Origin of the sequence: Bacillus sp. RZ2MS9 (genome assembly GCF_001816185.2) — a bacterium.
Lineage (GTDB): Bacteria > Bacillota > Bacilli > Bacillales > Bacillaceae_G > Bacillus_A > Bacillus_A cereus.
Genome location: NZ_CP049978.1, coordinates 1,260,237 through 1,284,762 on the forward strand (window position 1 = coordinate 1,260,237; position 24,526 = coordinate 1,284,762).

The window sequence follows — 24,526 nt, forward strand, 5'->3', positions numbered from 1 at the left end:
GGGGGACAAAAATGAAAGATCATACAATATTAGTCGTTGTTTGTGTAAATAATGAGGAGCTTTTCAAACAATGTGAGAGCCAAATAAGAAACATTTTTGTTCCCTCTGGTTATGTCGTGCAAATTTTTCCGATACGAGATGCGCAAAGTATGGCAAGTGCATACAACCGAGCCCTTTCATATCCAGCGAAATACAAAGTGTATATACATCAAGATACATATCTTATTAATCGAGACATGTTTTCTACACTTATATCTCTTTTTAAAGAAAATGAAAAGCTTGGTTTAATAGGAGTCGCTGGGGCTCAGTTTTTACCGAATAACGGGATATGGTGGGAAGGAAAAAATTTAGTAGGGAAAGTGATTGAGTATAGAAGACGGAATTATCAATTATTAAATTTAGATCAGGTTTTTTATGGTAATCAACCATTTTTGTCAGTTCAGGCAATTGATGGTTTATTCATGGCAACGCAGTATGATATTCCGTGGCGAGAAGATTTGTTTCAAGGGTTTCACTTTTATGATGTGTCACAGTCTTTAGAGTTTCAAAGGGCTGGTTATTTAATTGGTATCCCAAATCAAGCAAATTTATGGTGTATTCATTACAACGGGGATGAGTTTGATGCGGATACATATGAGAAGTACCGGAAAGTGTTTGTAGAACATTACAAAGATATATTATCTCCATCATAAAGGAGAGATGAAAAGTGAAAGGAATTATTTTAGCAGGTGGTACTGGATCGAGATTATATCCAATAACGAAAGTAACGAATAAACATTTACTTCCTGTTGGTCGGTATCCGATGATTTATCATGCGGTATATAAGCTAAAACAATGCGATATTACAGATATTATGATTATTACGGGTAAAGAGCATATGGGGGATGTTGTTAGCTTTTTAGGGAGTGGTCATGAATTTGGAGTGTCCTTTACGTATCGTGTGCAAGATAAAGCGGGCGGGATCGCACAGGCGTTAGGGCTTTGTGAAGATTTCGTCGGGAATGATCGTATGGTAGTTATATTAGGGGATAATATTTTTTCAGATGATATTCTTCCGTATGTTGAAGAGTTTGCAAATCAAAAAGAAGGTGCGAAAGTGCTATTGCAATCTGTAGAAGATCCCGAAAGATTTGGCGTAGCACATATTCAAAACCGAAAAATAGTTGAAATTGAAGAAAAGCCGAAAGAGCCGAAAAGTTCTTATGCGGTTACGGGAATTTATTTGTATGATTCGAAAGTCTTTTCTTATATTAAAGAATTAAAACCTTCTGCACGGGGAGAACTTGAAATTACAGATATAAATAATTGGTATTTAAAACGAGGGGTACTTACTTATAATGAAATGAGCGGCTGGTGGACTGATGCGGGAACTCATGCTTCGCTTCAAAAGGCGAATACGTTAGCGCGTGATATTAATTTTGGGAAACAGTTTAACGGAGAATAGGTGAGAATATGAAAGTTGTAGAAACAAATTTTACCGATGTAAAATTGTTAGAACCGAGGTTGTTTGGAGACGAGCGTGGCTTTTTTTCAGAGAGTTATAATAAGCAGGTGCTAGAAACATTAGGGATAACGTATTCATTTGTACAGGATAACGTATCTTATTCGGCTAAGGCAGGAACGATTCGGGGACTACACTTTCAAAAAAAACCGAAAGCACAAACGAAACTCATTCAAGTTATGCAAGGGGCAATTTATGATGTTATCGTTGATTTACGAAAAAAATCACCAACATTTAAACAATGGAAAGGATATATTTTAAGTGCAGATAACCATCGGCAATTACTAGTGCCAAAAGGGTTTGCGCATGGATTTTGCACGCTTGTTCCGCATACTATCGTTATGTATAAAGTAGATGAATATTATAGCGCAGAGCATGACTCAGGATTACTTTGGGAAGATAAAGATTTAGCAATTCCTTGGCCAGTAACCGATCCTATATTGTCCGATAAGGATCAGATATTACCATTATTAGAGGAATATGAAGATAGTTTTTAAGTAGGAGCGTTGTTTATGAATATATTAGTAACAGGTGGGGCTGGATTTATTGGAAGTAATTTCGTTCATTACATGCTACAAAGTTATGAAACATATAAAATTATTAATTACGATGCCTTAACATATAGCGGGAATTTAAATAACGTAAAATCTCTTCTGGATCACCCGAATTACTCTTTTGTAAAGGGAGAAATTCAAAATGGAGAGCTATTAGAATACGTTATAAAAGAGCGAAACGTACAAGTGATTGTAAATTTTGCAGCCGAATCACATGTGGACCGTAGTATTGAAAATCCGATTCCTTTTTATGATACAAATGTAATTGGGACGGTCACTTTATTAGAACTAGTTAAAAGATATTCGCATATAAAACTTGTGCAAGTATCAACGGATGAAGTGTATGGCTCTTTAGGAAAAACAGGGAAGTTCACAGAGAAAACGCCGTTAGCTCCAAATAGTCCATATTCTTCAAGTAAGGCGAGCGCGGACATGATAGCTCTATCTTACTATAAAACATATCAATTACCGGTTATAGTAACGCGTTGTTCTAACAATTATGGACCGTACCAGTATCCTGAAAAATTAATTCCATTAATGGTTACGAATGCACTAGAAGGAAAAAAACTACCGTTATATGGTGATGGTTTAAATGTAAGAGATTGGTTACATGTAACGGATCATTGCAGTGCGATTGATGTTGTTCTGCATAAGGGACGTGTAGGAGAAGTATATAATATAGGTGGAAATAATGAAAAAACAAATGTAGAAGTTGTGGAACAAATTATTACTCTTTTAGGAAAAACAAAAAAAGACATTGAATATGTTACAGATCGTTTAGGGCACGATCGTCGTTATGCGATTGATGCAGAGAAAATGAAGAATGAATTTGATTGGGAACCGAAATACACGTTTGAACAAGGATTACAAGAGACGGTGAAATGGTATGAAAAGAATAAGGAATGGTGGAAACCACTAAAAGATTAGTAAGGGGCATGTTAAATGAAAGAGAGGGTTATCATAACAGGAGCAAACGGTCAATTAGGAAAGCAACTATTTGAAGAGTTAGACTCTGAAGAATATGATATATATCCATTTGATAAAAAGTTATTAGATGTGACAAATATATCCCGAATACAACAAATGGTACAAGAAATAAAACCACATATAATTATTCATTGTGCTGCCTATACGAAAGTAGATCATGCGGAGAAAGAACAGGATTTTGCGTATAGAATAAATGCAATCGGAGCTCGAAATGTAGCGGTTGCTTCACAATTAGTAGGGGCGAAGCTAGTTTATATTAGTACTGATTATGTATTTCAAGGTGCCAGACCAGATGGATACGACGAATTTCATAGTCCAGCGCCGATAAATATATATGGGGCCTCTAAGTATGCGGGGGAGCAGTTCGTCAAAGAGTTACATAATAAATATTTTATCGTTCGCACATCGTGGCTATATGGTAAATATGGAAATAATTTCGTGAAAACGATGATGCGATTAGGAAAAGAAAGAGATGAAATATCCGTTGTAGCGGATCAAGTTGGCTCTCCTACGTATGTGGCGGATTTAAATATGGTTATTAATAAGCTCATTCATACTTCTTTATACGGTACATACCACGTATCAAACAGTGGTTCATGCTCTTGGTTTGAATTTGCACAAAAGATATTTTCATACGCCAATATGAAAGTGAATGTATTACCTGTTTCAACGGAAGAATTCGGGGCTGCAGCTGCGAGGCCCAAATATTCTATCTTTCAACATAACATGCTACGATTAAATGGTTTTTCACAAATGCCGTCTTGGGAAGAAGGATTAGAGCGGTTTTTTATAGAAACCAAAAGTCATTAACAAATTTCTGTTAATGACTTTTTTGTTTGCCTTTAAGCGGTTTTATGGTACTATAATTATAGTATCAGGTACTAATAACAAGTATAAGTATTTCTGGGAGGATATATCATGGAACTATTACAAGGGAAAACATTTGTTGTTATGGGCGTTGCGAACCAAAGAAGTATTGCATGGGGAATAGCTCGCTCTTTGCATAATGCAGGTGCAAAATTAATATTCACATATGCAGGAGAACGTTTAGAAAGAAACGTTCGTGAATTAGCGGACACATTAGAAGGACAAGAATCACTTGTATTACCTTGTGATGTAACGAATGATGAGGAACTTACAGCTTGCTTTGAAACAATTAAACAAGAAGTAGGTACTATTCACGGTCTAGCACATTGTATTGCTTTTGCAAATCGCGATGACTTAAAAGGTGAATTTGTAGATACTTCTCGCGATGGATTTTTACTTGCACAAAATATTAGCGCATTCTCTTTAACAGCTGTAGCAAGAGAAGCGAAGAAAGTAATGACAGAAGGTGGAAATATTTTAACATTAACATACCTTGGCGGCGAGCGCGTTGTGAAAAATTATAACGTTATGGGTGTTGCGAAAGCTTCATTAGAAGCGAGCGTGAAATATTTAGCGAACGATTTAGGTCAACACGGTATTCGTGTTAACGCTATTTCTGCAGGACCAATTCGTACGTTATCTGCAAAAGGTGTAGGCGATTTCAACTCAATCTTAAGAGAAATTGAGGAGCGCGCACCACTTCGTCGTACAACAACGCAAGAAGAAGTTGGGGATACAGCAGTATTCTTATTCAGTGATTTAGCACGCGGTGTAACAGGAGAAAACATTCATGTTGATTCAGGGTATCATATCCTAGGATAAATATAATATTAATTTTTAAAGGACAATCTCTAAATGCTGAGATTGTCCTTTTTATTTGTTCTTAGAAAGAACGATTTTTAACGAAAGTTCTTACCATGTGATGAATATAACTATAATAGTACACGATTTATTCAGCTACGTATGGAAGTGGGAGGGACGAGTGTGAAGAATAAAAATAAAAGTTCAACAGTTGGAAAACCGTTGTTATATATCACGCAAGTAAGTTTAGAACTTGCTGCACCGAAAATAAAAAGAATTATCCTGACAAACTTTGAAAATGAAGATCAAAAAGAGAAAAGTAATAGACAAGAAAATATTGTAAGAAGTGCTGTGGAAGAGGTAATAGAACAAGAACAACAAGAAGAGCAGCAAGTGGAAGAAAAAATAGAAGAAGAAAAAGAAGAACACATAGAACAAGAAGAGCAAGAACCAGAACCAGTAAGAACTGTCCCGTATAATAAATCATTTAAGGATATGAATAATGATGAAAAAATTCATTTTTTACTAAACCGCCCTCATTACATTCCGAAAGTAAGATGCAGAATAAAAACAGCTACAGTCTCATATGTTGGATCGATCATATCGTATCGTCATGGCATTGTATCTATTATGCCGCAAAATAGTATGAGAGATATTAGGTTGTCTATAGATGATATCCAATCGATTAGTATGGCCGGTTTTTAAATATGTAAAGGTGGTAGAAAGCTTCTACCACCCCAATAGTTTTTTAGTTTACTTTACGATAGAAACGTCGCGTAAGCATTGAATCGCACAGAAACAGCTTAAATCAACAGTAATGCAAGTAGTTGTAGATATTAATCTTGCATTTGGTACAGCTAAAAACGTACAAATTGGATCGTCACCAGGTGGTACCGGAGTACCGTCACCTAATACTACAGTTAATACACGTAGCACAGCACAGCTATCATCATCTACACTTTCCACACGGAAAATTGGAGATCGGCAGCTAGTAAGGCTTGAAGATGGTGCAAATGCTTCAAAAGGTTCTCCAGTTTTTGTGTATAAAATAAAAGGGCGTGTATTTGCTACTGATGCAGTATTGTGTGCACCTAAAAATGGGATTTCACAACCAGATCCACATGTTGTTGTAGAACAATCTTGTAATTCATTGATGAATTTTACAACGTCAACTACACAATGAGAAGAGCCATGGTGTTTATTTTCGTTACAACTCATTAATGTCACTCCTTATCTTCTTGTTTGTATTTACATTAATAAGATATTGGAGTCGAGGAGATTTGGTCACAATCTCAAGACCTTTTTTTTTAAATAGGCGAAAGAGGATAAGGGTAGGTGGAATTATGCTGTTTACAAGCTGGCTTTTATTTTTTATTTTTGCGTTAGCTGCTTTTAGGCTCACTCGTTTAATTGTTTATGATAAAATTACAGCCTTTTTGCGAAGACCATTTATTGATGAATTAGAGATTACGGAGCCGGATGGAAGTGTATCAACGTTTACAAAAGTGAAAGGTAATGGATTAAGAAAGTGGATTGGCGAATTATTAAGCTGTTATTGGTGTACAGGTGTATGGGTTAGTGCTTTTTTATTAGTCTTATATAATTGGATCCCTATCGTTGCGGAACCGTTACTTGCATTATTAGCTATTGCAGGAGCGGCAGCAATCATTGAAACAATTACAGGATATTTTATGGGAGAATAATATATTTTCATAATACGAGAAAAAGCGGAGTTTAAAAGAATGAGGGAACGGAAATAAAGAGTTGTTCATATAGTAAATAGACAGAATTGACAGTAGAGGAGATGTTTGCTGTGAGCAATAATCTAAGGCAGAATTCATATGACCTGCAGCAGTGGTATCATATACAGCAACAACACCAAGCACAACAACAGGCATATCAAGAACAATTACAACAACAAGGATTTGTGAAGAAAAAGGGATGCAATTGTGGGAAAAAGAAGAACACAATAAAACAATATGAAGAATGAAACACTCATGCTACTGTGAGTGTTTTTTATTATATATAAAAAGCGGTATTTCTGTATAAGAAATACCGCTTTTTACTAGCTAATTTGTGCAACTGTTAATGCTGCAGCACGAATGTCTACAGTTCCAATTAACTGAACTGGCACAATTTGAATTAAGTCACCAGGATTTAAGTTAATAAGAATAACACCGCTGGATACGTCTACTTCACCAGTACCAATAACGTTAGAACGAACTGCTGTACCTGATCCAGGAATAATGTTAGCTGGTGTATTTAATGATAAGAAGAAACGACCAGCTTCTGGTGCAGTAGGTACGTTATCAAGACTAATTGTTAATGTATAACTAATTTGATAAATACCAGCTCGTAGAATTCGAATGCCATCTCCGACACTTACTGTATCATTTATTACAGGAACAGTAATATTTGGGTTTGGACTTACGCTAGGTAATAATAGTGGTGTAAATAGTGAAGCAAACTGAGGTGCAGACGCGTTGAAAGCAAAACCAAAGGCAGGTAGTGTACTAGCTGGCTTCGCCTCACAATCGATTTTAGTAAATTCGCAATCAGAAGAGAACATGTTTTTCACTCCTTTATCTGTTTCTACTTTCAGTTAATGAAAAGGACAGGTTCTATGTTCTAGACAAGTTCCCAATTTTAAGAAATTTACATAAGAATACTCTTTAAGCATGGATTGGGTGGCAGAATACTCTGCCACCCAATCCATGCTTAACTCATTATTTAGTTTTAAATAGAAACATCACGTAAGCATTGAATAGCGCAGAAGCAACTTAAATCAACAGTAATGCAAGTGGAGGTTGATATTAGTCTTGCATTTGGTACAGCTAAAAACGTACAGATTGGGTCGTCACCAGGTGGTACAGCGGTACCATCACCTAAAACTACAGTTAATACACGCAATACAGCACAGTCATCATCATCTATACTTTCTACGCGGAAAATAGGAGATCGGCAGCTAGTAAGGCTTGAAGATGGTGCAAATGCTTCAAAAGGTTCTCCAGTTTTTGTGTATAAAATAAAAGGACGTGTATTCGCTACTGATGCATTGTTATGTGCACCTAAAAATGGAACTTCGCAACCAGATCCACATGTTGTCGTTGCACATTCTTGTAGTTCATGTATAAAACGAACAACATTCGATACACAGTTGAAATCACACTCATGTTGATGATCTTCATTACAATTGCAGCTCATTATGTTCACTCCTTCTCGTGAGTTCTGACATACACTATTACAATATGAGTGGGATATGGCTGATATTACGTTAATTCTCACGATAAAAACAAGGAATTTATATAGGAGGGATGTACATAACGTGATATAAAAAAAGACATCCTTATTTAGTGGATGTCTTTTCAGGTAAATCTTTTCGCACAGTATATAAAAAACGAGATATATCTAATTTCTTTCCTCTGAAAAATTGCGGAGAAGAAATGTAAAGTTCTTCTTTCGCACGTGTAATGGCAACATAAAGTAATCGGCGTTCTTCTTCTAACGCTTCAGAAGTTTCCGTAACACGATCATTTGCATCTTTTAAAGAAGAAGTATGAGGCAGGATTCCATCACTCGCTCCAAGTAAAAAGACACATGGAAATTCAAGGCCTTTTGCGTTATGAATTGACATAAGTGAAACGGCATCTTTTTGCGGCATTGTTTTTAATGCTTCCATTTCTTTTTGACCTTGAATCGCCTCGTCGATAAATTGTAAATAAGCTGGAATATCGGTGAAACGAGTTGCAGACTCCATTAATTCTTCCAACATTTCTTCTTGTATGTCTTTATGCATTGTAAAGGAAGAACGATCGTTACTTTGTAAGTACTCTAAATATTTTCCTTTACCATGAATGATTTCTTTTAATGCTTTTTTCGGTTCTAATTCTTTAATAAACTTAATAAAATCGATGCGCTCATTTACCTTTTTCACTTGAAAAGGTTTTAAGCTTGGATTTAATAGTAAGAAATGAAGAAGAGAAGGGAAGCGCCCCTCACCATATTTCCATTGTTCACGTTCAATAAATGAAATACAATCATCACGTCCGATATACATCGTCGGCAATATGTTTGAAAGTGATTCTAGTCGAAACGGCTCAATCACGAGTCTTAAATGATCTAATACAGGCTTAATTAAAGAATGTTCATAAAATGATTGGCTCGCTCCGTGTTTAATAAACGGGATTTTATGAATGGTAAGCTGATCAAGTAACGAACGACTTACAGAATGTGTGCGATACAGTAAACAAAAATCTTTAAAGTTACGTTCACCACTCTCTACTTTTTCTTGAATAAGCTGCAAAATTTGATTTGCTTCATCAAGAGTCGTAGCAGGTCTTGCATAAAAAGGTTGTACACCTTCCTCACGAACAGAGTATAACTCTTTATCAAAACGTTCTTGATTTAATTTTATAACTTCATTTCCAAGCCCGACGATAAAGGGATTGGATCGATAATTCGTATTTAGTGCAATGATTGTTGTGTTATCAAATTCTTTTGGAAAAGATAAAATAATTTGGTGACTTGCTCCTCGCCAGCCGTATATCGCCTGGTCGTCATCACCTGCGATAAATAAATTATTTCTTGGCGTGGCTAACAATTTTACGATTTCATATTGTGCATACGATGTATCTTGAAACTCATCTACTTCAATGTAGTGAAAACGTTGTTGTAATTGAGTTAGTAAAGGAGCATTATTTTCTAACATATAATATGTTTCCAATAAGATGTCATCGAAATCAATATAATTGTATCTTTGTTTTACCTCTTCAAAACGTTCGTATACTTCTTTAAATTCTTGTTCGACTGGTGTTTTCGCTTTTACATCTTTCGGACGATTTAATTTGTTTTTCTCAAGTGAAATCATCGCGAGCATCGTTTCAGCATCATAATCGTCTTTTAAACGCAATTCTTTTAAGATTTTCTTTATCATAATTTGTTTATGTTTTTCATTTGCTAAAATTTGCTGATTATAACCTTGACTACGAAGTAATTTTAAGAAAACAGAGTGGAATGTACCAGCAACTACGTAGCTACTTGCTGCATGATTCATACCTGGTAACTTCGCAACACGACTTCGTATTTCTTCAGCTGCTTTTTGTGTAAATGTAAGTAATAAAATATTTCGTGGATGAACTTGTTTTACATTTACTAAATAACCAACGCGAGTTGTTAAAACAGATGTTTTCCCGCTTCCGGCACCAGCTAGTGTAAGAACAGGACCTTCTGTTGTGCGCACGGCTTCTAATTGTTTTTCGTTTAAAAAAACATTTTGTTGTTCAAGAGCGCGGAAATAAGCCGCATCTACATCTTCTTCCATAATTAAATGGGTAGATGTTTTCGGAATATGATATGTCGCACGCGGAATATCAGCGTGTGTTAACGATTTTTGTGAAAATTTTTCTTGTGTCATATGTTCACCTTCAAAACTATAGCATCAACATTTAACTTTAGCGGAAGAAAAAGAAAATAGCAATGTAAAAAAACAGGAGGGATCACCTCCTGCTTTCAAATTACAATTCTTTTATCATTACGACGTGCGGGATATTCGCTTCCATAAATACATCAGAACTTGTTACATATCCAAGTTTTTTATAGAAATCTTCGGCATGTGTTTGAGCGTGAAGTTTCAATTTCGGTAGCGAATTTTCTTTTGCATACGCTTCAAGAGAATCCATAACAATTTTTCCAATCCCTTTTTTGCGATGGGAATTTAGCACGCAAATGCGTTCCATTTTTCCTATACCATCAAGGGTGCGAAAACGTCCAGCACCAACTGGAACATCATTGTCATATATAACAACGTGTGTTGAAGTTTCTTCAAACTCATCGTACTCTTCTTCAGCAGAGACACGTTGTTCATTTACAAACACTTGTTTACGTACAGAGAATGCATCTCTTAGTTGTTCGTCCGTTTGTACAATCTGTGCGTGCAAATTAGTTGTTCCCCTTTCCAAGACGGAATGTTTCGTGTACAGTCCATGTTCCATTTTCTAATTGATATAGAAGATGGAAACGATCAATTGGTTGTTCGTAATAGAAATCTTTCATACGTAATCGGCCCAACACATCAGCATGCTCTGCATCTGATAAGCCTTGTCCGATTGTTAAATGAGGTACGAAAGCATATTCGCGTTCTTGCGTGAATAACCCGCTATGCATTTCTTCATTTAAGAAAGTAAGTTCAGGTGTTTTTTCTACTTTAAAGTAAAGGACGTTATTAACAGGTGCGAATGAACCAACTTTCCCAACATGAAGGGTGAAAGGGTTCGTTTTACTTGCGATTGTATGTAACTCGTTTACAATCGACTCTAATTGTTCATCTTGCGCCTCAAAGGGTGTTTTCAATGTAATATGTGGCGGAACTAATGCGTAGTGCGGGTCATAACGTTTACGCAATCCGTTCGCTTTATCTTGAATCATTTTAGATGGAAAAATTACAATGCCTAATTTCATGTTCCAATTCCTCCCTTTGTAAGTCTAGTTAGATTTTGAGATAAATAAATCTCTTTATCTATTATATCAAATTATTCTGAATACTGCTCTCTATTATTTCATTGATAGAATATGAGAGAAGGCTTTCGGTAAATCAGTCTGCCAATATTTCCAAGTATGATTACCTTCAAATTCCTCATAATGCGTGATGAAGTTTCTATCTGTAAGAAGCGTATTTAACTCACGGTTCGGCCCTACGAAATCAGATACTTGTCCATCAGTACGCTTTACAGCCGTTTCTTCTGTACCGATGACGTGATACAGTTCTAACGCCTGTGGATCTTTGAATTCTTTTGCTAAGTTCATCACTGTCTCATCCACAAATGGTGATTGCATAACGACTTTACCGAATGTATGCGGATACATAAGTGCAGTCATAAAGGAAACTGTTCCGCCAAGAGAATCACCAATTAAAACACGACCTTTTCCCATTTGGTACGTTGGATAATTTTCATCAATATATGGTGCAAGTTCATGAGCAAGGAAACGAATATATGCAGCATTTTTTACTTCATTTGGGAAATATTTTTCTTTACGATCATGTACATTTTTATATGGAATACCGACAATAATTGTACGGTCAATTTCTTCGGTTTCACGAAGGCGCTCAATTACACGGTGCGCTTTACCAAGCTGAAAATAATCTCTACCATCTTGTGCAATTACAACTGTATGTTTGTGCAGTGGTGTGTAATTTACTGGTAAATAAACGAGAAGTGTAACATCTTCTTGAAGTGATGCGCTATAAAATGAAATTTCTTCAATTCTCCCTATTGTTTGACTCATGTAGATCCCCCTAAATAAAAATTTACTGTAACGATTGTAAGAGCGACTCTTGTAGTGAAAAGGAAAGAAATATTCACTAATTGGTGCCTTAATTTCTATTTTACCATAATGGTACGAAGAATCTAAAAAATTAGTATTTAAGTTGCGAAAGAAAACGGATATAATGAAGTGGGATTTTTGACAGGTGAGAGGGGAGACAGGATTTGAAACAAGAAAAATCAATCGCACTACCATTAGCAATTTCTATAATTGCCATTTCCTTTGCAGCAGTTTTTGTAAAGATGTCCTCAGCACCATCTTCAATATTAAGTATGTACCGCTTATGGATTATCGTACTTATTATGCTGCCTATCGTATGGAAAAAAAGAGAGGAATTTAATAGGATTCAAATGAAAGATTGGGGCTTTTTAATTGGATCTGGTTTCTTTTTAGCACTGCATTTTCTTTTATGGTTTGAATCTTTAAAGCATACAACAGTTGCTAGTTCAACAATTATTTTGGCACTTCAACCAATCGTATCTTTAGTTGGAGGTTTTTTTCTATTTAAAGAAAGAACAACATATTCAGCCATTGCAACGATGGGAATCGCTATTTTAGGAGTAATGTGCATTGGTTGGGGAGATTTAGGTTTAAGTGAGCAAGCAATTTATGGTGACATATTATCCTTTCTAAGTGTAATAGCGGTTGTCGGTTATTTATTTATCGGGCAAACGACAGTGAAGAAAGTATCGCACTGGATTTATAGCTTTACAGTCTTTGCGTTCGCAGGTCTTTTTATGGGGATTTATAATGTTATATTACAAGTACCCTTTACAGGTTATACGAAGTGGGATTGGACTGTTTTTCTTTTACTTGCGGTTGTGCCGACAGTGTCACATGTAATTAATAACTGGCTATTAAATTATGTAAATGCAACGACAATTTCAATGAGTATTTTAGGAGAACCTGTTGGAGCATCTATACTTGCGTTCTTCTTACTTGGAGAAAAATTAAATGCAATGCAAATAATCGGTAGCATGCTCGTATTGTTTGGTGTATCTGTTTTCTTAATGCAGCAACAAAAGCGAACAGCAAAAAATGTCGTAAACGAGCCAGTGTATACACAGGAATTATAGTGTTAGGGGAGAAAAGAGAAGTTATGATACTTCTCTTTTTGTTTTATAGAAATGCGGGCGTAGAAGGGGGAGGAAAATGGAAGAGATATTAAAGAAGTATATGAATAGATTTACAACACTAAGTGAAGAAGAGCAGCAAATGATCCTCAGGGAATTACAAATTGAAGAATATAAAAAAGGAACAGTGCTCCTAAGACAAGGAAATGTTCCGTTAAAATGTTATTTTGTATTAAAAGGATGCGTTAGGCAACATAGTATAGATGAAGCAGGGAAAGAAGTTACATCAAATTTTTATACAGAAGAACAGGCAATTTCGAATTTCAACCATCATAAACAAGATAAATCTTCATCATATACGTTAACGTGTTTAGAAGATTGTACTGTAGTTGTTGGTGATCTACATAGTGAAAAGGACATGTATAATAAGTATTCACAATTAGAAGAAATGACGCGTAAAATGATCGAGTACAATTTCGGTGAAGTACAAGATGAACTTGCTGTATTTATCTCATCGACACCAGAAGAGCGATATAAAACATTGTTACGAAAACGCCCGTATTTAATTCATCGCGTTCCACAATATCAGCTAGCAAGCTATCTTGGCATGACACCAGAATCATTAAGTAGAATTAAGAAACGGCTTAATTAGAGTGTTTACCACCTTTCAATAGTAGCCATATCGCAAGTCCTAATTCACCTGCAATCATAGGTAATTGGAATAGTGATTGTATGAGTGAAATCATTGTATCGTATTGTGTAAACATTGTATTCATGACGTGAATTAGCATATAACCGGTAGCAGCAATGAACAGCAGTATACTAATAAACTTTGGTATCTGTTTAGAGAGAAAAGCTACATAGCCTAAAACGAAAAGATGCAATCCAAAAATGATCAATCCTACAGACCAAATGTATTCGAATGCACTGAGAAACAACATTGTATATGTTTCTGGATTTGCAATTGTATTTTTTGAAAGCAATAATGCCAATATTAGATTGAATATAGCAATCCCAAGTATAGCTGTATACATAAGACGAAGCAAAGCGGCTAGTAATGAGAGGCTAGTATGAATTGGTTTTAGAAAGAAATAAAGAGCCCACGCAGCGACAATATCAGTGATAAAAATGATAATCCACCCAAAAACTTCCGCTTTGAAAAGTGAATTTGAAGTTTGGATATTATGGAATGTTGTACTCGCATCTCCTTGTATAACGAGGTTTCCATGAACAAAACCGTAAGAGAAAAATGCAATGAATGCCATAACAAGAAGAGATGTGCTAGCAAATAAGGCGTACTTTCGTTCAGTCATAATATGTCCTCCTTTTCTAATATTGTTTTCATTGTAATAGGGAAGAGAAGGAGATTCATTGACTTAAATCAAGACGGGGAAAGTTTAGTAGAATTTCCATCAAAAAAAATGTATGGTTATATCCAATTTTTTATTAACCTTGTAAAAAGTAAAAACTCAAATATTGAAATCAAGTAAAAGAGTGGCTACGAAGCCACTCTTTTACTTTGGATTTGTCATATAAGGTTGTACATGAATGACACATAGGTCACGAAATTTGCCTTCAGCAGTTGTGACAATTACGACTGCTTTACCTGCACTTTTTCCAGTAATCGTCACGGTGTCACCTTTTGGATATATGGTGATGATATCAGAATTCATATTTGACCAAATAAGCTCTTTATTCGTTGCTTGTATTGGTAAAATAGAAGCTGATAACACAATGTTTTGTCCCGTTTTTATTTTTAATTTATGTTTTTCCATATGAACACCGATGACTGAAATAACAGAAGGAGCAATTGAAATTTTAGGCGGGTTAGGTTGCATGTTTAAACAAGACGCAGAAGTATTTGTGATAGGTGAAAATTTTCGTGTTTGTTGTTGCTGGAAAGCTGCTAACATGTTGGAGTCCCCTTTCTGTATAAGTGCTGATACTCATACTATAAAGGAGTAGTGTTATGTTAAATTTAACGAAACATAAAGAATTTGTTAAATTTGATAAAAAGATTGTCGAACTGTAAAAAATCTCTGCTGTTATGATAACAGCAGAGATTTTTTTATAAATTATGACGATGTTGTTTTTCGAAATCCTCAAATTGCTCTTTAACTTCTTTTGAAGGTTGTGTTAGTAAACTAACAATTACGATGGCTAGTAAACTAATAGCGAAACCTGGAATCATTTCATATAAGAAATCTTTTAAGAATTTGAATTGAGTCCATATAATAACAGTAGCGGCACCAGAAATCATACCGGCAAGTGCGCCCCACTTCGTCATACGTTTCCAATATAAGCTTAATAAAATAGCAGGTCCGAATGAAGAACCAAATCCAGCCCAAGCGTATCCAACAAGAGCTAAAATCGTATCATTTTGTTTAAACGCTAATGCGCACCCAACTAATGCAATAACAAGTACAGCCATACGACCGACAAATACAAGTTCTTTATCAGATGCAGAACGTTTGAAGAATGTACGATATAAATCTTCAGTTACAGCACTAGAAGTAACGAGTAGCTGTGATGAAATTGTACTCATAATCGCTGCTAGAATGGCTGCTAATAAAAATCCAGTAATAAGTGGATGGAATAAAATTTTCCCAAGTTCAAGGAAAATTGTCTCTGGATTAGATAATGTCAACTCTTGTTGTGAATAGTAAGCAATACCAATAAGACCAGTAAACATAGCTCCAACAACAGAGAAAATCATCCAGCTCATACCAATTCTTCGTGCACTTTTAAGTTCTTTTACAGAAGAAATTGCCATAAAGCGTACGATAATATGAGGTTGTCCGACATAACCAAGGCCCCATGCGAATAGAGAAATCATTCCTAAAGTAGAGGCACCTTTAAAAATATCTAGACGTGTTGGATCTACAGATCGAATTGTATCAAATGCAGGTCCAAGTCCGTTCGAATTCATAATTGTTACGATAGGAACAAGAATAAGAGCGACCACCATAATGATTCCTTGTACGAAGTCTGTCCAACTTACTGCTAAGAAACCACCAAATAATGTGTAAGCGACAACAACGCCTGCAACAATGAATAATCCAACATGATAGTTCATGCCAAATGAATTTTCAAATAATACAGCGCCTGAAACTAATCCTGAAGCTACATAAAAAGTAAAGAAAATCATAATAACAAGTCCGGATACTAAGCGTAGCATATGAGATTTGTCGTGGAAACGGTGTTCCAAAAATTCTGGAATAGTAATAGAGTTATTTGCAATTTCTGAGTAGGTACGTAAGCGAGGAGCGACATAAAGCCAGTTTGCGTATGCGCCTAGTGTTAGGCCGATCGCAATCCAACTACTACTTAATCCAACGCTAAACATTGCACCGGGTAATCCCATTAAAAGCCAACCACTCATATCGGATGCTCCAGCACTTAATGCTGTTACTGCGGGGCCTAGTGTACGCCCGCCAAGCATATAATCTGTTAAGTTGGACGTTCGTTTGTAGGCGAAATAGCCGATTACTAACATCCCGAGCATGTAAATAGAGATAGAAGTTAAAGTTAACATCTGCGTACTCATGTAGTTCCCCTTTCTTTTGTCAGGTCTTTTGATGCGTTATGCATATTTATCCCGCATTAACGGGCAGCAAAACTCCCACCTTAAAATTGGCTGGGCAAGGAAGTTAGGTGGGAGATCAACTGTCCGTTAATGCCCGATTGATTCAACTAATAATCAGTGGGGATGAACACCCTCTACTGATTAAAGTTTCACTTTATAATCTATCATGATTATTCTGAAAAATCCATATAGAAATACGAATTTTCAGAAATGTAAGCGTTTTTTGATGTCATTTTACTTTTTTAATATATAATATTCATACAAAAAACCTTATTTTTAATAGAGTATTTATTATATTTACATAAAAAGAGGTTGTTTTGTCAATATAATATTGAAAGGAAAGAAAAATAAATTTTTTAAAAAAGTATTGACTTGTGAAAAAAGTCAGGTCTATAATGAGTGCAACTTAAAAAAATGCAAGCGTTGATGAAGAAGAGTACACATGATGAACATGTCAGAGAGCTGATGGTTGGTGCGAATCAGTATGGAATTGATGTGGAATGGGCTTCGGAGCTTCCAAACCGAAACGAAAGAAGTAGGCTTTGGCGACATGATCTCATCGATACAAGAGACACGTATTGTTTTTGATACGGTAAAGTGCGTTACATTTGTAACGAATTAAGGTGGCACCACGGGAGTACCCGTCCTTTCTATAGGATGAGTACTCCCTTTTTGTGTATAAAAAATTAAATAAATGAAATCGTTTAAGTAAGAAGAGTACGTATATTGGAGACGTTACAGAGAGCCGGGAATAGGTGGGAGCCCGGTACGGTGCCATATACGGAATGGGCTTACGAGAGGTATGCTGAACAATTATTTTTAGTAGGCAACCCGGGTTCCGCCGTTACAAGGATAAGGTATAAAATTTGTACCTGAACAAAGCGGGATGCTTTTGCATCCAACACGAGGTGGTACCGCGGTATATTTATCGTCCTCTACATATTTTCGATATGTAGGGGACTTTTTTATTTTTCAGGGTGAGGTGAAGGACATGATGACGAAAGAAGAATTTATAAAACAAAAAAGAGAGAGAAAGACATTTTTAGTAATCACTGAAGAAGAAGGAGATAGCATTACGCCAATTTCTTTATATAGACGTATGAAAGGGAAGAAGAAATTCTTATTAGAAAGTTCACAGCTTCATCAAGATAAAGGGCGTTATTCTTACTTAGGATGTAATCCTTATGGAGAAGTGAAAAGCGTTGGTACGGAAGTGGAACGAACGATTTTCGGCCGGGCAGAAAAGTTACAAGGTAACGTACTGCAAGTGTTAGAAGAAGTAATCGTACCATCACAAGTAGACAGTCCATTTCCATTTTGCGGAGGAGCAGTTGGTTATATTGGATATGATGTCATTCGGCAGTATGAAAACATTGGAGCGGATTTACACGACCCATTAAATATTCCAGAAGTACACCTTTTACTATATCGTGAGTTTATCGTTTACGATCATTTACGCCAAAAGTTGTCGTTTGTATATGTATGCAGGGAAGATGATTCAACAGATTATGAGGAAGTATACGAAAGGCTACGAGTATACAAAGAGGAAGTGCTACAAGGAGAAGAAGCTGAAGTAAATGCAATACAATCCCCATTATCATTCACTTCTTCTATAACGGAAAAAGAGTTTTGTGAGATGGTAGAAATTGCGAAAGAATATATAAGAGCGGGAGACATATTCCAAGTCGTACTATCACAGCGTTTACAAAGTGAATGTATTGGGGATCCATTCGGGTTATACCGAAAACTTCGAATTGCAAATCCATCACCATATATGTTCTATATCGATTTTCAAGATTATGTTGTACTCGGTTCTTCGCCGGAAAGTTTACTATCAGTAAGGGAGGATAAAGTGATGACGAATCCAATTGCTGGTACAAGGCCGAGGGGGAAAACGAAGAGGGAAGACGAGGAAATCGCAAAAGAACTGTTAGGCAATGAGAAAGAGCGAGCAGAGCATATGATGCTTGTAGATCTTGGGCGAAACGATATTGGTAGAGTGAGCGAAATCGGCTCGGTTACGATAGATAAATATATGAAAGTAGAAAAATATTCTCACGTTATGCACATTGTATCTGAAGTTTACGGAACATTGCGAAAACAAATGGGTGGATTTGATGCGTTAGCGTATTGCTTACCAGCAGGGACGGTTTCTGGAGCTCCGAAAATTAGAGCGATGGAAATTATAAATGAACTAGAGAATGAAAAAAGAAATGTATACGCTGGTGCAGTTGGATACGTTAGTTTTTCAGGAAATCTTGATATGGCGCTCGCTATTCGAACGATGGTCGTAAAGGATGAAAAAGCATACGTTCAGGCAGGAGCAGGGGTCGTTTACGATTCAGATCCAGTAGCTGAATATGAAGAAACATTAAATAAAGCGAGAGCGCTTTTGGAGGTAATGAAATGATTGTACTTATTGATAATTACGATTCGTTCACATATAACTTGTATCAACTGTTAGGCGAACATGAAGAAGAAATTGTAGTTGTAAGAAATGATGAAATAACGATAGAACAGTTAGAAGAGATGAATCCAAGAGGAATTGTACTTTCACCAGGACCAGGAAAACCAGAGGATGCTGGCATTTGTATCGACGTCATCCGTCATTTTTATAAGAACGTTCCCATATTAGGGATTTGTCTTGGCCACCAAGCGATCATATCTGCATTTGGAGGAGACATTGTTAGAGCAGAGCGTATTAAACACGGAAAAACATCGCGTGTGAAACATAACGGAACGTCAATCTTTTCATATGTTACACAGCCCCTAACGGCGATGCGCTATCATTCCCTTGTTGCAGAGCAAACGAGCTTGCCAAAGTGCTTTGACATATTAGCGACAGCGATGGACGACGGAGAAATAATGGCAGTCCGTCACAATTATTATCCGCTCTTCGGATTACAGTTTCATCCGGAATCAATCGCAACAGAAGAAGGCGGAAAGTTAATCCGTGCCTTTTTAACAGAAGTAAAAGAGGAGGAAAGAGTATGAACAACTATCTTCGTAAATTAGTGGAGGGTCAACATTTAACAGAAGAGGAAATGTATAAAGCAGGACTACTTTTATTAAGTGAAAACATATTAGAAAGTGAAATTGCAGCTTTCTTAGTCTTACTGAAAGCGAAAGGTGAAACTGCAGAAGAAATATACGGTCTCGTTCGAGCTCTTCGCGAAAAGGCATTGCCGTTTTCGAACCATATACAAGGAGCAATGGACAATTGCGGGACGGGTGGTGATGGTGCTCAAACGTTTAATATTAGCACAACATCAGCATTCGTACTGGCAGGAGCAGGTGTAAAGGTTGCAAAACATGGTAATCGTGCTGTTTCTAGTAAAACAGGAAGTGCAGACTTATTAGAAGAACTAGGTGTAAATATTAGTAGTACGCCAAACGAAATTGATTATTTACTAGAGCATGTAGGTATTGCATTTTTATTTGCACCAGCGATGCATCCAGCACTAAGGCGCATTATGAAAATAAGAAAAGAGTTAAACGTGCCGACGATCTTTAACTTAATTGGCCCTTTAACAAATCCAGTGAATTTAGAAACACAATTTGTCGGTATTTATAAACGAGATATGTTATTACCAGTTGCACAAGTATTACAAAAGTTAGGCCGGAAACAAGCGCTTGTCGTAAATGGAAGTGGTTTTTTAGATGAAGCGTCATTACAAGGGGAAAATCACGTAGTCCTTTTAAAAGATAATGAAATAGTAGAAAAGAGTATTAATCCAGAAAAGTATGGTTTTTCAAGAGTGAAAAATGAAGAAATTAGAGGGGGGAATTCAAAAGAAAATGCAAAGATTACGCTTGAAGTATTGAGCGGAGAAAAGAGTGTTTATCGTGATACAGTTTTATTAAATGCAGGTCTAGCTCTTTTCGCAAATGGAAAAACGGAAACGATTGAAGAAGGAATTAAACTCGCGGCACATAGCATTGACTCTGGAAAAGCATTAGCCAAATTAAACTTATTAATTGTAGCAAGCAACGAAAAATTAGAAAGGGTGAACTAAAGTGGGGACGATTTTAGATAAAATTGTAGAACAGAAGAAAAAGGAAGTTGCGGAGTTATATGAAATATATACACCAGTAAAAACAAAAAGAAAGACACATTCACTTGTAGAAGCGTTACAGCAGTTTACTGTCATTGCAGAAGTAAAGCGAGCATCACCATCAAAAGGAGATATCAATTTACACGTTGACGTACGAAAACAAGTGGGAACATATGAGAAATGTGGTGCAGGAGCAGTATCTGTTTTAACAGATGGTCAATTTTTTAAAGGATCGTTTCACGATTTACAAACAGCAAGAGAAGAAAGTAACATTCCGCTTTTATGTAAAGATTTCATAATCGATAAGATTCAAATCGATAGAGCGTATGAAGCGGGAGCAGATATTATTTTACTAATTGTAGCAGCGTTAACGAAAGAGAAGTTAAAAGAGTTGTATAGCTACGTGTTAGAAAAAGGATTGGAAGCGATTGTTGAAGTTCATGATGAACAGGAATTAGAAACTGCGATTGTATTAAATCCGCACGTTATTGGCATTAATAATCGTAATTTAAAAACGTTCGAAGTAGATTTAAGCCAAACTGAAAAGCTTGGAAAAAGATTGAATGAGGAGAAACTACTTTGGATTAGTGAAAGCGGGATTCATTTAAAAGAGGATATTATTCGTGTTAAAAAAGCAGGAGCAAAAGGTGTATTAATTGGAGAGGCACTTATGACATCATCTTCTATTAGTAACTTTTTTGAAGACTGTAAGGTGAATATATGAAAGTGAAAATTTGCGGCATCACTGATATGGAAACAGCAAAACGTGCTTGCGAATACGGCGCAGATGCACTCGGATTTGTTTTTGCAGAAAGTAAGCGGAAAATCACTCCAAAGAGAGCGGAAGAAATCATTCAGGAGCTTCCAGCCAACGTGTTAAAAATCGGTGTTTTCGTAAATGAATCAGTAGAAGTGATCCAGAAAATTGCAGATGAGTGCGGGTTAACACATGTACAACTACATGGAGATGAAGATAATTATCAAATCAGAAGATTGAATATTCCGTCTATAAAATCACTAGGAGTAACTTCAGAAAGTGATATGAAAAACGCTCAAGGGTATGAAACGGATTATATATTATTTGATAGCCCGAAAGAAAAGTTTCATGGAGGAAATGGAAAGACATTTTCATGGGAACTACTTGGGCATATGCCAAAAGAATTGCGAAAGAAAACGATATTAGCTGGTGGATTAAACGCTCTTAATATAGAAGAAGCAATTCGAACTGTTCGGCCTTATATGGTCGATGTGAGCAGCGGAGTAGAGACAGAAGGAAAGAAAGATGTAGAGAAAATAAAACAATTTATTATAAAAGCGAAGGAGTGTTCCAAATGAACTACGCATATCCAGATGAAAAAGGACATTACGGTATATACGGAGGACGATACGTTCCAGAAACGTTAATGCAATCTGTACTAGAACTAGAAGAAGCATATAAAGAAGCGATGCAAGATGAGGCATTTCAAAAGGAATTAAATCATTATTTAAAAACGTACGTCGGAAGAGAAACACCGCTTTATTTCGCTGAAAATCTGACGAAGTATTGCGGAGGTGCAAAGATTTATTTAAAACGTGAAGATTTGAATCATACAGGAGCTCATAAAATTAACAATACAATCGGTCAGGCACTACTTGCAGTGCGAATGGGCAAGAAAAAAGTTGTCGCTGAAACAGGAGCTGGACAACACGGAGTGGCAACAGCTACTGTATGTGCTCTTCTCGGATTAGAATGCGTCATTTTTATGGGAGAAGAAGATGTAAGACGTCAAAAATTAAATGTGTTCCGAATGGAATTACTCGGAGCGAAAGTAGAAAGTGTAGCGGCAGGTAGTGGTACATTAAAAGATGCGGTAAACGAGGCGCTTCGTTACTGGGTTTCACATGTGCATGATACGCACTACATTATGGGATCTGTTCTCGGACCACATCCATTCCCGCAAATTGTACGTGATTTCCAAAGTGTAATTGGAAATGAAACGAAAAAACAATATGAGGCGTTAGAAGGAAAGTTACCAGAAGCAGTCGTTGCTTGTATTGGAGGTGGTAGTAATGCAATGGGGATGTTTTATCCGTTCGTACACGATGAAGAAGTTGCTCTTTACGGCGTAGAAGCAGCTGGAAAAGGCGTTCATACAGAAAAACATGCAGCAACTTTAACGAAAGGAAGCGTTGGGGTTTTACACGGATCAATGATGTATCTTCTGCAAAACGAAGAAGGACAAATTCAAGAAGCACACTCTATTTCAGCAGGACTTGATTATCCAGGTGTTGGTCCAGAACATAGCTTGCTAAAAGATATTGGCCGCGTTTCTTATCATTCGATAACAGACGAAGAAGCATTAGAAGCATTTCAATTATTAACGAAAAAAGAAGGCATTATCCCGGCGCTAGAAAGTTCACATGCTGTCGCATATGCATTAAAATTAGCTCCGAAAATGAAGGAAGATGAAGGACTTGTTATTTGTTTATCTGGCCGTGGTGATAAAGATGTAGAGAGTATAAAACGTTATATGGAAGAGGTGTAAAAAATGGGAGTAGAAAAAATTAAAGCAGCGTTTGAAAATGGTAAGAAAGCATTTATTCCGTATGTAATGGGCGGAGATGGTGGTCTTGAAAAATTAAAAGAAAGAATTCGTTTTTTAGATGAAGCAGGAGCGAGCATCGTTGAAATCGGCATTCCTTTTTCGGATCCAGTCGCAGACGGTCCAACGATTCAAAGAGCAGGGAAACGAGCGCTAGATAGCGGTGTAACAGTAAAAGGTATTTTTCAAGCATTAATAGAGGTAAGGAAAGAAGTGCAAATTCCGTTTGTACTCATGACATATTTAAATCCAGTACTTGCATTCGGAAAAGAACGATTTGTAGAGAAGTGCTTAGAGGCCGGTGTGGATGGTATTATCGTTCCAGACTTACCGTATGAAGAACAAAATATTATTGCGCCGTTACTTCGAGAGGCAAACATTGCGCTCATTCCACTCGTTACCGTAACGAGTCCTATTGAAAGAATTGAAAAAATTACGAGTGAATCAGAAGGGTTCGTTTATGCTGTTACAGTAGCGGGCGTAACGGGAGTACGTCAAAACTTTAAAGAGGAGATTCATAGTTACTTAGAAAAAGTAAAATCACACGTCAACTTACCAGTAGTCGCTGGATTTGGCATCTCAACAAAAGAACATGTAGAAGAAATGGTTACAATATGCGACGGAGTTGTCGTTGGAAGTAAGATCATTGAGCTTTTAGAAAATGAAAAGCAAGAAGAAATATGTGAATTAATATATGCAACAAAACAAAAAGAAGAGGCGTAGTCTCTTCTTTTTGTTTTGCGTAATAAATGTTAAAATATACAGAAAATACATATAATTTAGAGGGTGAGAAGGCATGCTAAGACGTAAACTACTATATCTATTCTTAACTGTACCGCTATACGCTTGGCTCATTAGCATGACGAAAATAGAGTTAATGGCTCTATTTTTAGGGTATGTATTCATCTTTTCCAACTTAAATCGCATTCAAGAACAGTCTATTTTAGAAATATGTCTATTTTCGATTAGTATAGAATTATTTAGTATCGTTTCGATTGTATTATTAAACGAATTATTTCTACGGATTCATTCATTTACATTAATGAAATTTTGGAATATTATATTGCAAGCAATATGTACTTACATTGTGTTTGTTGTGTTGAAAGAAATAGTCGGAAAGCAGACAGTTTTTCAGGATAATAGAAAATGGGAGTGAATGAAAAGGAGCCGTTTGGTTCCTTTTTTGAATCTGTTGTAAAA

General features: G+C 36.4%; 29 protein-coding genes and 2 other annotated features. Of the genes, 19 read left to right on the plus strand and 10 right to left on the minus strand.

Features of this window, described 5'->3' with window-relative positions:
- Nucleotides 1-11: 11 nt before the first annotated feature.
- From BHV55_RS06465 to BHV55_RS06495, 7 genes are all read left to right on the plus strand, one after another.
- Nucleotides 12-692, plus strand: coding sequence for a glycosyltransferase family protein (locus tag BHV55_RS06465; protein WP_000651529.1), 681 nt, complete (start codon nucleotides 12-14; stop codon nucleotides 690-692).
- Between the two features lie 14 nt (nucleotides 693-706).
- Entirely contained in the window at nucleotides 707-1,444 is a 738-nt protein-coding gene (locus tag BHV55_RS06470) for a sugar phosphate nucleotidyltransferase (protein ID WP_000676160.1), read from the plus strand.
- Nucleotides 1,445-1,452: 8 nt separating this feature from the next.
- Nucleotides 1,453-1,998, plus strand: coding sequence for a dTDP-4-dehydrorhamnose 3,5-epimerase (rfbC, locus tag BHV55_RS06475; protein ID WP_000869431.1), 546 nt, complete (start codon nucleotides 1,453-1,455; stop codon nucleotides 1,996-1,998).
- Nucleotides 1,999-2,013: 15 nt separating this feature from the next.
- Nucleotides 2,014-2,982: a dTDP-glucose 4,6-dehydratase gene (gene rfbB / locus BHV55_RS06480; protein ID WP_048568770.1), complete on the plus strand. Its 969-nt coding sequence runs from the start codon at nucleotides 2,014-2,016 to the stop codon at nucleotides 2,980-2,982.
- 15 nt (nucleotides 2,983-2,997) lie between these two features.
- Nucleotides 2,998-3,852, plus strand: coding sequence for a dTDP-4-dehydrorhamnose reductase (gene rfbD, locus BHV55_RS06485; protein WP_070757203.1), 855 nt, complete (start codon nucleotides 2,998-3,000; stop codon nucleotides 3,850-3,852).
- Nucleotides 3,853-3,960: 108 nt separating this feature from the next.
- Nucleotides 3,961-4,731 (plus strand): enoyl-ACP reductase FabI, encoded by a 771-nt coding sequence (gene fabI, locus BHV55_RS06490; RefSeq protein ID WP_070757202.1) that lies wholly within the window; start codon nucleotides 3,961-3,963, stop codon nucleotides 4,729-4,731.
- Between the two features lie 141 nt (nucleotides 4,732-4,872).
- Nucleotides 4,873-5,415 (plus strand): spore coat CotO family protein, encoded by a 543-nt coding sequence (locus tag BHV55_RS06495; protein WP_002196304.1) that lies wholly within the window; start codon nucleotides 4,873-4,875, stop codon nucleotides 5,413-5,415.
- Nucleotides 5,416-5,463: 48 nt separating this feature from the next.
- On the opposite strand, the gene exsY is transcribed toward BHV55_RS06495, so the two are convergent.
- Nucleotides 5,464-5,928, minus strand: a complete 465-nt coding sequence (gene exsY, locus BHV55_RS06500; RefSeq protein WP_001277743.1) for an exosporium assembly protein ExsY — start codon at nucleotides 5,926-5,928, stop codon at nucleotides 5,464-5,466.
- Between the two features lie 125 nt (nucleotides 5,929-6,053).
- Here exsY and BHV55_RS06505 point away from each other — a divergent pair, with 125 nt between their 5' ends.
- Together BHV55_RS06505 and BHV55_RS06510 are read left to right on the plus strand one after the other, a co-directional pair.
- A complete protein-coding gene (locus BHV55_RS06505) occupies nucleotides 6,054-6,413 on the plus strand; it encodes a DUF1360 domain-containing protein (protein WP_000899664.1) in 360 nt (119 codons plus the stop codon).
- Between the two features lie 101 nt (nucleotides 6,414-6,514).
- Nucleotides 6,515-6,700, plus strand: coding sequence for a hypothetical protein (locus BHV55_RS06510; protein ID WP_021727509.1), 186 nt, complete (start codon nucleotides 6,515-6,517; stop codon nucleotides 6,698-6,700).
- A 75-nt stretch (nucleotides 6,701-6,775) separates the two neighbouring features.
- Here BHV55_RS06510 and exsF read toward each other — a convergent pair whose 3' ends face one another.
- The 6 genes from exsF to BHV55_RS06540 form a co-directional block, all read right to left on the minus strand.
- Entirely contained in the window at nucleotides 6,776-7,279 is a 504-nt protein-coding gene (gene exsF, locus BHV55_RS06515) for an exosporium protein ExsF (protein WP_000492943.1), read from the minus strand.
- A 167-nt stretch (nucleotides 7,280-7,446) separates the two neighbouring features.
- On the minus strand, nucleotides 7,447-7,914 hold the full coding sequence (gene cotY, locus BHV55_RS06520; protein WP_001277719.1) for a spore coat protein CotY: 468 nt from the start codon (nucleotides 7,912-7,914) through the stop codon (nucleotides 7,447-7,449).
- Nucleotides 7,915-8,056: 142 nt separating this feature from the next.
- Complete coding sequence (locus BHV55_RS06525) at nucleotides 8,057-10,123, minus strand: ATP-dependent helicase (protein WP_000191204.1); 2,067 nt, start codon at nucleotides 10,121-10,123, stop codon at nucleotides 8,057-8,059.
- Between the two features lie 100 nt (nucleotides 10,124-10,223).
- Nucleotides 10,224-10,646, minus strand: a complete 423-nt coding sequence (locus BHV55_RS06530) for a GNAT family N-acetyltransferase (RefSeq protein WP_000543307.1) — start codon at nucleotides 10,644-10,646, stop codon at nucleotides 10,224-10,226.
- Nucleotide 10,647: 1 nt separating this feature from the next.
- Nucleotides 10,648-11,166, minus strand: a complete 519-nt coding sequence (locus tag BHV55_RS06535) for a YjcG family protein (RefSeq protein WP_000765863.1) — start codon at nucleotides 11,164-11,166, stop codon at nucleotides 10,648-10,650.
- Nucleotides 11,167-11,259: 93 nt separating this feature from the next.
- A complete protein-coding gene (locus tag BHV55_RS06540) occupies nucleotides 11,260-11,991 on the minus strand; it encodes an alpha/beta hydrolase (RefSeq protein ID WP_000084013.1) in 732 nt (243 codons plus the stop codon).
- A gap of 203 nt (nucleotides 11,992-12,194) precedes the next feature.
- Here BHV55_RS06540 and BHV55_RS06545 point away from each other — a divergent pair, with 203 nt between their 5' ends.
- On the plus strand, nucleotides 12,195-13,106 hold the full coding sequence (locus tag BHV55_RS06545) for a DMT family transporter (RefSeq protein ID WP_070757201.1): 912 nt from the start codon (nucleotides 12,195-12,197) through the stop codon (nucleotides 13,104-13,106).
- 76 nt (nucleotides 13,107-13,182) lie between these two features.
- Complete coding sequence (locus BHV55_RS06550; RefSeq protein WP_070757200.1) at nucleotides 13,183-13,755, plus strand: Crp/Fnr family transcriptional regulator; 573 nt, start codon at nucleotides 13,183-13,185, stop codon at nucleotides 13,753-13,755.
- On the opposite strand, the gene BHV55_RS06555 is transcribed toward BHV55_RS06550, so the two are convergent.
- The 3 genes from BHV55_RS06555 to putP all read right to left on the minus strand — a co-directional run bounded on the left by BHV55_RS06555 (nucleotide 13,748) and on the right by putP (nucleotide 16,650).
- The gene (locus BHV55_RS06555) at nucleotides 13,748-14,416 is read right to left on the minus strand and encodes a DUF4386 domain-containing protein (protein ID WP_000140099.1); all 669 of its coding nucleotides are present in this window, start codon (nucleotides 14,414-14,416) and stop codon (nucleotides 13,748-13,750) included. The two genes, BHV55_RS06550 and BHV55_RS06555, sit on opposite strands and share 8 nt — an antisense overlap.
- A 201-nt stretch (nucleotides 14,417-14,617) precedes the next feature.
- On the minus strand, nucleotides 14,618-15,016 hold the full coding sequence (locus BHV55_RS06560; protein WP_000878734.1) for an Ig-like domain-containing protein: 399 nt from the start codon (nucleotides 15,014-15,016) through the stop codon (nucleotides 14,618-14,620).
- A 155-nt stretch (nucleotides 15,017-15,171) separates the two neighbouring features.
- A complete protein-coding gene (gene putP, locus BHV55_RS06565) occupies nucleotides 15,172-16,650 on the minus strand; it encodes a sodium/proline symporter PutP (protein WP_000107211.1) in 1,479 nt (492 codons plus the stop codon).
- A gap of 453 nt (nucleotides 16,651-17,103) precedes the next feature.
- Nucleotides 17,104-17,341: a binding site (T-box leader), on the plus strand.
- A 42-nt stretch (nucleotides 17,342-17,383) separates the two neighbouring features.
- Nucleotides 17,384-17,628 (plus strand) — a binding site (T-box leader).
- Between the two features lie 52 nt (nucleotides 17,629-17,680).
- Here putP and trpE point away from each other — a divergent pair.
- From trpE to BHV55_RS06605, 8 genes are all read left to right on the plus strand, one after another.
- Nucleotides 17,681-19,099 (plus strand): anthranilate synthase component I, encoded by a 1,419-nt coding sequence (gene trpE / locus BHV55_RS06570; protein WP_070757199.1) that lies wholly within the window; start codon nucleotides 17,681-17,683, stop codon nucleotides 19,097-19,099.
- Nucleotides 19,096-19,683, plus strand: a complete 588-nt coding sequence (locus BHV55_RS06575) for an aminodeoxychorismate/anthranilate synthase component II (protein ID WP_000636321.1) — start codon at nucleotides 19,096-19,098, stop codon at nucleotides 19,681-19,683. The genes trpE and BHV55_RS06575 overlap by 4 nt, the downstream gene beginning before the upstream one ends.
- The gene (gene trpD, locus BHV55_RS06580) at nucleotides 19,680-20,705 is read left to right on the plus strand and encodes an anthranilate phosphoribosyltransferase (protein WP_001067361.1); all 1,026 of its coding nucleotides are present in this window, start codon (nucleotides 19,680-19,682) and stop codon (nucleotides 20,703-20,705) included. The genes BHV55_RS06575 and trpD overlap by 4 nt, the downstream gene beginning before the upstream one ends.
- Before the next feature lies 1 nt (nucleotide 20,706).
- A complete protein-coding gene (gene trpC, locus BHV55_RS06585) occupies nucleotides 20,707-21,468 on the plus strand; it encodes an indole-3-glycerol phosphate synthase TrpC (RefSeq protein WP_000536698.1) in 762 nt (253 codons plus the stop codon).
- Entirely contained in the window at nucleotides 21,465-22,079 is a 615-nt protein-coding gene (trpF, locus tag BHV55_RS06590; protein WP_000865118.1) for an N-(5'phosphoribosyl)anthranilate isomerase, read from the plus strand. The genes trpC and trpF overlap by 4 nt, the downstream gene beginning before the upstream one ends.
- Entirely contained in the window at nucleotides 22,076-23,269 is a 1,194-nt protein-coding gene (trpB, locus tag BHV55_RS06595) for a tryptophan synthase subunit beta (RefSeq protein ID WP_001105015.1), read from the plus strand. Before trpF ends, trpB begins: the two co-directional genes overlap by 4 nt.
- Nucleotides 23,270-23,272: 3 nt before the next feature.
- A complete protein-coding gene (gene trpA / locus BHV55_RS06600) occupies nucleotides 23,273-24,049 on the plus strand; it encodes a tryptophan synthase subunit alpha (RefSeq protein WP_048568776.1) in 777 nt (258 codons plus the stop codon).
- Nucleotides 24,050-24,122: 73 nt separating this feature from the next.
- Nucleotides 24,123-24,482: a DUF4029 domain-containing protein gene (locus BHV55_RS06605; RefSeq protein ID WP_000946131.1), complete on the plus strand. Its 360-nt coding sequence runs from the start codon at nucleotides 24,123-24,125 to the stop codon at nucleotides 24,480-24,482.
- Nucleotides 24,483-24,526: the final 44 nt, after the last annotated feature.

Bases quoted from the DNA above. Each gene is read 5' to 3' on its own strand.
- BHV55_RS06535 (WP_000765863.1), bottom strand. From the start codon at position 11,166: ATGAAATTAGGCATTGTAATTTTTCCATCTAAAATGATTCAAGATAAA.
- BHV55_RS06555 (WP_000140099.1), bottom strand. From the start codon at position 14,416: ATGACTGAACGAAAGTACGCCTTATTTGCTAGCACATCTCTTCTTGTT.
- BHV55_RS06505 (WP_000899664.1), top strand. From the start codon at position 6,054: ATGCTGTTTACAAGCTGGCTTTTATTTTTTATTTTTGCGTTAGCTGCT.
- BHV55_RS06575 (WP_000636321.1), top strand. From the start codon at position 19,096: ATGATTGTACTTATTGATAATTACGATTCGTTCACATATAACTTGTAT.
- cotY (WP_001277719.1), bottom strand. From the start codon at position 7,914: ATGAGCTGCAATTGTAATGAAGATCATCAACATGAGTGTGATTTCAAC.
- fabI (WP_070757202.1), top strand. From the start codon at position 3,961: ATGGAACTATTACAAGGGAAAACATTTGTTGTTATGGGCGTTGCGAAC.
- BHV55_RS06540 (WP_000084013.1), bottom strand. From the start codon at position 11,991: ATGAGTCAAACAATAGGGAGAATTGAAGAAATTTCATTTTATAGCGCA.
- BHV55_RS06525 (WP_000191204.1), bottom strand. From the start codon at position 10,123: ATGACACAAGAAAAATTTTCACAAAAATCGTTAACACACGCTGATATT.
- BHV55_RS06550 (WP_070757200.1), top strand. From the start codon at position 13,183: ATGGAAGAGATATTAAAGAAGTATATGAATAGATTTACAACACTAAGT.
- BHV55_RS06560 (WP_000878734.1), bottom strand. From the start codon at position 15,016: ATGTTAGCAGCTTTCCAGCAACAACAAACACGAAAATTTTCACCTATC.
- rfbC (WP_000869431.1), top strand. From the start codon at position 1,453: ATGAAAGTTGTAGAAACAAATTTTACCGATGTAAAATTGTTAGAACCG.
- putP (WP_000107211.1), bottom strand. From the start codon at position 16,650: ATGAGTACGCAGATGTTAACTTTAACTTCTATCTCTATTTACATGCTC.
- trpA (WP_048568776.1), top strand. From the start codon at position 23,273: ATGGGAGTAGAAAAAATTAAAGCAGCGTTTGAAAATGGTAAGAAAGCA.
- BHV55_RS06510 (WP_021727509.1), top strand. From the start codon at position 6,515: ATGTTTGCTGTGAGCAATAATCTAAGGCAGAATTCATATGACCTGCAG.
- rfbD (WP_070757203.1), top strand. From the start codon at position 2,998: ATGAAAGAGAGGGTTATCATAACAGGAGCAAACGGTCAATTAGGAAAG.
- trpD (WP_001067361.1), top strand. From the start codon at position 19,680: ATGAACAACTATCTTCGTAAATTAGTGGAGGGTCAACATTTAACAGAA.
- BHV55_RS06465 (WP_000651529.1), top strand. From the start codon at position 12: ATGAAAGATCATACAATATTAGTCGTTGTTTGTGTAAATAATGAGGAG.
- trpE (WP_070757199.1), top strand. From the start codon at position 17,681: ATGATGACGAAAGAAGAATTTATAAAACAAAAAAGAGAGAGAAAGACA.
- exsF (WP_000492943.1), bottom strand. From the start codon at position 7,279: ATGTTCTCTTCTGATTGCGAATTTACTAAAATCGATTGTGAGGCGAAG.
- trpF (WP_000865118.1), top strand. From the start codon at position 21,465: ATGAAAGTGAAAATTTGCGGCATCACTGATATGGAAACAGCAAAACGT.
- BHV55_RS06605 (WP_000946131.1), top strand. From the start codon at position 24,123: ATGCTAAGACGTAAACTACTATATCTATTCTTAACTGTACCGCTATAC.
- exsY (WP_001277743.1), bottom strand. From the start codon at position 5,928: ATGAGTTGTAACGAAAATAAACACCATGGCTCTTCTCATTGTGTAGTT.
- trpB (WP_001105015.1), top strand. From the start codon at position 22,076: ATGAACTACGCATATCCAGATGAAAAAGGACATTACGGTATATACGGA.
- BHV55_RS06495 (WP_002196304.1), top strand. From the start codon at position 4,873: ATGGAAGTGGGAGGGACGAGTGTGAAGAATAAAAATAAAAGTTCAACA.
- rfbB (WP_048568770.1), top strand. From the start codon at position 2,014: ATGAATATATTAGTAACAGGTGGGGCTGGATTTATTGGAAGTAATTTC.